Source organism: Geminicoccus flavidas (genome assembly GCF_009806515.1).
GTDB lineage: Bacteria > Pseudomonadota > Alphaproteobacteria > Geminicoccales > Geminicoccaceae > Geminicoccus > Geminicoccus flavidus.
This window is the reverse complement of the sequence record NZ_WUJP01000280.1, coordinates 1-5,467: the sequence shown is the minus strand read 5'-3', so window position 1 is coordinate 5,467 and position 5,467 is coordinate 1. Positions and strand designations below refer to the sequence as shown.

Below are 5,467 nucleotides of genomic sequence, written 5' to 3'. Positions count from 1 at the left end.
TGCTCAGATGTCGTTCATGTCGTCGACCTGGTCGCGGATCGCCTCGCAGGTCGCAGCAGGATCCTGCTGGCCGGAGATGCACTTCTGCACCTCGGTCAGGATGATCTGGTAGTACTCGTTCGCTTCCGGGATCTTCGGGCCCAGCACGAAATGCGGGTCCTTGATGCCGTAGTCGTAGACCGCGTCGAAGGTCAGCGCGTTCGGCATGTCGGTCGGGCGCTGGCGCGCCTCCTTCACCCCCGGCATGTCCATCACCGCCTTGCGGGTCGGCGTGCCGCCGACGCCCTTCAGCACGTTGTACTGGGTCTCCTTGGAGGTCGACCAGACGGAGAACAGGTAGGCGGCACGCTTGAGATCGTCGGAAGCATTGTTGTTGATGCCGATGCCGCCGATGCCGCAATTGGTGCCGTTGACCGCCTGGCCACCGTTCTTGATCCAGCTAGCCTCGCCCTTCGGGCAGGCGGCATACGCGGTCTTGCCCCCGGCCGCACGGCTGGTCTTCTCGTCCTCGATCGAGGCCGCGAACTCGTGGTACTGGACCTGCATCGCGATCTGGCCGGCCTGGTAGACCGTGTTGAGCTGCAGCGTATCGTTGGCGAGGTTGTCCGGATGGGCGACGTCGGCCAGCTCCTTCCACTTCTCCATCAGGAAGATCGAGGCCTCGTCGCCCCAGCGAGTCGGGCCCGGCTCCTTGGAGCCCAGCTTGTCGTCGACGTCGAACTCGGTCCACTGACCGTGCGCGAACATCAGGCGCTGAATGTCGAGCTGCGCGGTCCAGGCAAACGAGCCCTGGTGCTGGGCGTAGCCATACGGCACGTCCTGGCCGGCAGCGCGCAGCTTCTTGAAGAACTCGGCGAACTCGTAGACGTTCTTCCAGGTGGTGTCGTTCGTGAACTCCATCCGGTAGCCGTACTCCTTTTCGAAGTCCGGGCTGTGCTGCTCGAACAGATCCTGCCGGTAGAAGGTGCAGGCCACCGCCGAGTCATACGGGAACGCGATCAGCCGATCGCGAGTATACATCGTCCCGCAGGCATCGAGGAAGTTCTCGAACCAGGCGTCTGCGCCCATCCCGTCCGGGTCCTGGGGCAGCGTGTCGTCGTTGATGAAGTCGTTCAGGTTCGCGAAGTAATCCGCGAACGGCGCGCCGATCGGCTTGTCCTGAACATAGTTCAGGTGGAAGTCGGCCTTGCCGCTACGCAGGTCGATGCCGACCTTCTGCTGCACCACCGGCAGGTCGTCAGTCAGGATCTCCACCTCGATGCCGGTCAGGTCGTAGAACGGCTTCAGGTTCTCGCGGATCGCGAAGGAAGGCGGCGTGTTCTCGCTCATGAACACGAGCTTGGTGCCGGAATACTGCTTCCACTTGGCATCGTCGGACGAGGCCGCCTGGACGGGGTTGCGCGTCACCACCGAGCTCAGGCCCACCGCGATCGAGCCGGCACCGAGTGCGGTCGCGACCCCGCCGCCCAGTTCCAGGAACTTGCGCCGCGGAATTCGCTTATAGATCGCGTTCTTCGGAACGTAGAACATCGAACAGCCTCCCTGCTGTCGGAACGACGCGGAGGCCACCTCGTCCCGAACACCGGACCAGGCTGTCTGAGCGCCGCTCCTGCCGGACCTTTGCTGGTCCGTGCATCCCCAATCGACGGCCTGTCGTGCAGGCCGCATCTTGTTGTCCTGGCGCAGCTAACGGGACCGATTTCTTCCCGTCAAGCGACGCCGCCGGCTCACCCCTTCACCGCCCCCATGGTCAACCCTCGGACGATGTAGCGCTGCGCGATCAGCGCGATCAGCACGGGCGGGATCACCGCCACCATCGCGCGCACGCCCATGAACCAGAACTGCACGCCCCGCGTGTCGACGGCCCCCGCGATATGTACCGGGATGGTGATCACGTTCTGGCTGCTGATCGCGACTGCGAACAGGAACTCGTTCCAGCTGAACGCGAAGATGATCAGCCCGGTTGCCGCCATGCTGGGGGCGGCCAGCGGCAGCGCCACCCGCCAGAACGCCGTCCAGTAGCTGGCGCCGTCGACCAGCGCCGATTCCTCCAGTTCCACCGGGAGTTCCAGGAAGGTCTGGCGCAGGATCACCACCACGAACGGCAGGACGAAGGTCGCGTTGATCAGGATCAGCGCCAGATGAGTGTCCAGGAGGTTGAAGGTGCGCATGATCAGGTAGAACGGGATCACCGTCGCCACCGGCGGCAGGATGCGCTGCGACAAGAACCAGATAGTGATGTCCTGGTTCTTCCAGGTCCGGAACTGGAACCGGGCCACCGCGTAGGCGGCGGGCACGCCCAGGAGCAGCGCCAGGATCGCCGCCGCGATCGAGATCACCGTGCTGTTGTAGAGGGCGTGCATCGTCTCAGGGGTGCCGACCTGGTCGATCCAGTTCTCCAGGGTCGGGTCGAAGTTCACCCAGGGGATGCCGAAGCCCGCAACCGTGAACGTGTCCAGCGGGTTGCGCAGCGATTGGGAGAACGACCAGTAGATCGGGAACAGGAAGGCCATCGTGACCGCGATCGCCAGGATCGAGAACACGGCCCAGCGCAGCTGTGCTGCGGCTCCACGCTCACCCATAGCTCTGTCGCAGCCTCCGGAAGAACAGCAGGACGACCACCATGACCACCGCGAGCAGCCCGTAGGCCATGGCGCTGGCATACCCTAGGTCGAAGAAGCGCAGCCCCGTCCGGAACGCCAGGAAGGAATAGGACTGCGTCGCGGTGCCGGGCCCGCCGCCGGTGAGCGCGAAGGGTATGTCGAACAGCTTGACCGCCTCCGCGATCCGCAGGAGCAGCACGATGATGATGGTCGGCTGCAGGAGCGGCAGCAGCACCTTGAACAGGATGTCCGGGCCGGAAGCGCCGTCGATCCGGGCCGCTTCCAGGAGTTCGTCCGGCACGCCCTGCAAGGCCGCCAGGAAGACCAGGAAGCAGAACGGCGTCCATTGCCAGATGTCGACCAGGGCCACGGAGAACAGCGCCCAGTTCGGGTTGGACAGCCAGGGGATGCCGGTGAAGGCGAGCGGCCCGCCCTCCTCGTAGAAGATCGTGAAGAACGAGTAGCCCATCGCGATCGGCGTGGCGAAGATCGGCAGGATCATGATCGCGCGCAGCGTCGACCTGCCCATGAGCGGCCGGTTGAACAGGAGTGCGATCAGAAAGCCCAGGCACAGCTCGATCGGCACGGCGATCAGCACGAACACGAGCGTGACCTTGATCGCCTCGTGGAGCTGCGGGTCGGTGAACAGCCGCTTGAAATTGGTGAGGCCCACGAACTCGGTCGTGGTCACGGTGTTGCGGACCACCACGTTCTTGGTGCGCGGCTGGCCCTTGCTGTCCAGGACCGGCTGGCCCGCTTCATCCAGGACCGGCTCCTTGACGCGCTCGACCTGGGTGGTCTGATCGATCTTGTTGAAGGCGATGAACAGCGAATAGCCAAGCGGGAAGATGGTGAAGAGAAGCACCCACACGACCGCGGGTGCGAGGAACAGGAACCGTACCCGGCTCGTCCAGCGCATGCGTCCGCTCCAGTTGTCGATCCGAGGCTGAGGGCTCCGCCGGGGCCATGGCGGCCCCGGCGGAGGTGCTGGTACCGGATCAGTCCTGGTAGCCGATCGCCGCCTTGTAGTCGGCCAGCTGCTTGTCGCGGCCGATCCGGTCGGTCACCTGCTCCCAGGCGGCCGCCGTGTCGTCGAGCGCCTGTTGCGCGGTCTTCGAGCCGGCCATGGCCGAGGACAGGTTCTTGTCGAGGATGTCCCAGTACTCGAACGTGCCGGGGATGCGCAGATAGGGCAGGCTCACCGGCGCAAAGAAGGTCTGGTGATAGGCGTGGGTGTAGGCCCGGGCATCGTCCGCGTTCCAGCCGGCCTTCTCGTAGTCCTCGATGCTGGCCGTGCCGCCGTCCTCGGGCAGGAACTGGTAGCTGTAGCCCGGATCGACGCCATCCCAGCCATACATCGCCATCATCTTGCTGACCGGCGGCATGGCCATCAGCGAGAGGAAGGAATAGGTGGCCTCGGGATTGGCCGAGAAGTTCGAGATGATGCCGTGCCACGAGCCGCCGGTGGTATTGCCGATCGGCTGCGGGTCGTCGGTCTTCACGAACTCCTTCTTCTCCATGTCATAATATTCGTTTGAGGACGGCAGCATCGCCGAAGCGCAGTCGCCCTGGACCTTGGAGCGGGCCTCGTCCTGGCAGAGTGCCCCGAGATCGCCCCAGGAATAGGCGAATACCGCCTTGCCGCGCAGGAAATAGTCCCAGGCCTCGCCCAGTGACCAGCCGACCTGGGCGGCCGGGCCGGTCTTGTGCAGCTCCTGCAGATATTCCAGCGCCTTCACATGGCCGGGCAGGTTGATGAGCGCCTTCATGTCGGTCGGGTCGAACCAGTAGACGTTGTGGTACTGGTCGAGCTTCTCGCCGGGCGTCATCGCGAATGACGAGGACATGGTCTGGAAGTGGTAGTGGCCCTGCTCGCCGACCTTGAGGTGCAGCACCGCGCCATTGTCCGGCTCGGGATCGCTGTCGTCCCAGTTCTTGCCGTTGAAGAACTTGGCGATGTCCAGGAGCTGCTGCCAGGTCTTGGGCGGCGACGGCAGGTCATAGCCATACTCGGCCTTGAAGGCCTGCTGGTGCTCCGGGTTCTCCAGCACGCTCTTGCGGTAGTAGAGGACCTGGCCGTCCGCGTCGTTGAGCACGCCGTAGGACTTGCCCTCCCACTGGTGCAGCGTCTTGAGCGCGGGCGGCATGGCGTCATACGACCATTGCGGGTACTCGCCCGACGCCATCAGGTCGTCGATCTGGTAGAGCAGGCCGACCGGCGCCACGTCGCCATACCAGAACGCACCCGCCATGAACGCGTCGTATTGGCCGGTGCCGTTGCGCAGGTCGAGCATCATCTTGGTGTAGTGCTCGCCGAACGGCAGCTCGACGATGTTGACCTTGCCGCCCGACAGTTCCTCCCAGATCGGCCGGAACGAGAACAGGGGCCCGGAGATGCCGCCCTTGGGCCCGCCGCTGTTCACGGTGACGGTGATCTCCACCCCCTCGTAGGGCTTCTCGTCGGGGCCGAAGATCGAGCCCAGCTCCTCGCGGCTGACGGTGATGACCTGGTTGTCGTATTCCGGCCCCATCTGGAGCGAGACGGTGTCGTCGTCGTTCCACGTGACCCGCCCCTCGGCGGCCGCCTGGCCCACCGAAAGCGCAAGGAGAGCGGTCGCGCCCAACAGCGCGCACGTCATGCGCATGATCAGTCACTCCCTGAACCGCGGCCTGTATCGTTTCATCGGCCGTTGGGAAAAGTATGCGCAGGACCGGCGAACTTGAAAAGTCCGATCTAATTTCCCGGAGCCGCACTGCTCCGGCTTTCGGGGCTCGAGCGCCTTCCGGGCTGGGCGATCCACCACGGGCGCGGCCGCAGGTTGTTATCTGTGGAACATATTGCCTCGAATCGATAAGGAACTGGG

At 64.5% G+C, this 5,467-nt stretch carries 4 protein-coding genes; all 4 read right to left on the bottom strand.

All coding sequences use genetic code 11. The annotated features are described in order from the left end of the window. Nucleotides 1-3 precede the first annotated feature (3 nt). The 4 genes from EQG76_RS07785 to EQG76_RS07770 all read right to left on the bottom strand — a co-directional run bounded on the left by EQG76_RS07785 (nucleotide 4) and on the right by EQG76_RS07770 (nucleotide 5,248). Nucleotides 4-1,530: an extracellular solute-binding protein gene (locus EQG76_RS07785; protein WP_159712135.1), complete on the bottom strand. Its 1,527-nt coding sequence runs from the start codon at nucleotides 1,528-1,530 to the stop codon at nucleotides 4-6. Nucleotides 1,531-1,727: 197 nt separating this feature from the next. Further along, nucleotides 1,728-2,582, bottom strand: coding sequence for a carbohydrate ABC transporter permease (locus EQG76_RS07780; RefSeq protein ID WP_159712133.1), 855 nt, complete (start codon nucleotides 2,580-2,582; stop codon nucleotides 1,728-1,730). After that, on the bottom strand, nucleotides 2,575-3,522 hold the full coding sequence (locus EQG76_RS07775; RefSeq protein ID WP_159712130.1) for a carbohydrate ABC transporter permease: 948 nt from the start codon (nucleotides 3,520-3,522) through the stop codon (nucleotides 2,575-2,577). Before EQG76_RS07775 ends, EQG76_RS07780 begins: the two co-directional genes overlap by 8 nt. A gap of 79 nt (nucleotides 3,523-3,601) precedes the next feature. Beyond that, complete coding sequence (locus EQG76_RS07770; RefSeq protein WP_200840642.1) at nucleotides 3,602-5,248, bottom strand: extracellular solute-binding protein; 1,647 nt, start codon at nucleotides 5,246-5,248, stop codon at nucleotides 3,602-3,604. Nucleotides 5,249-5,467 lie beyond the last annotated feature (219 nt).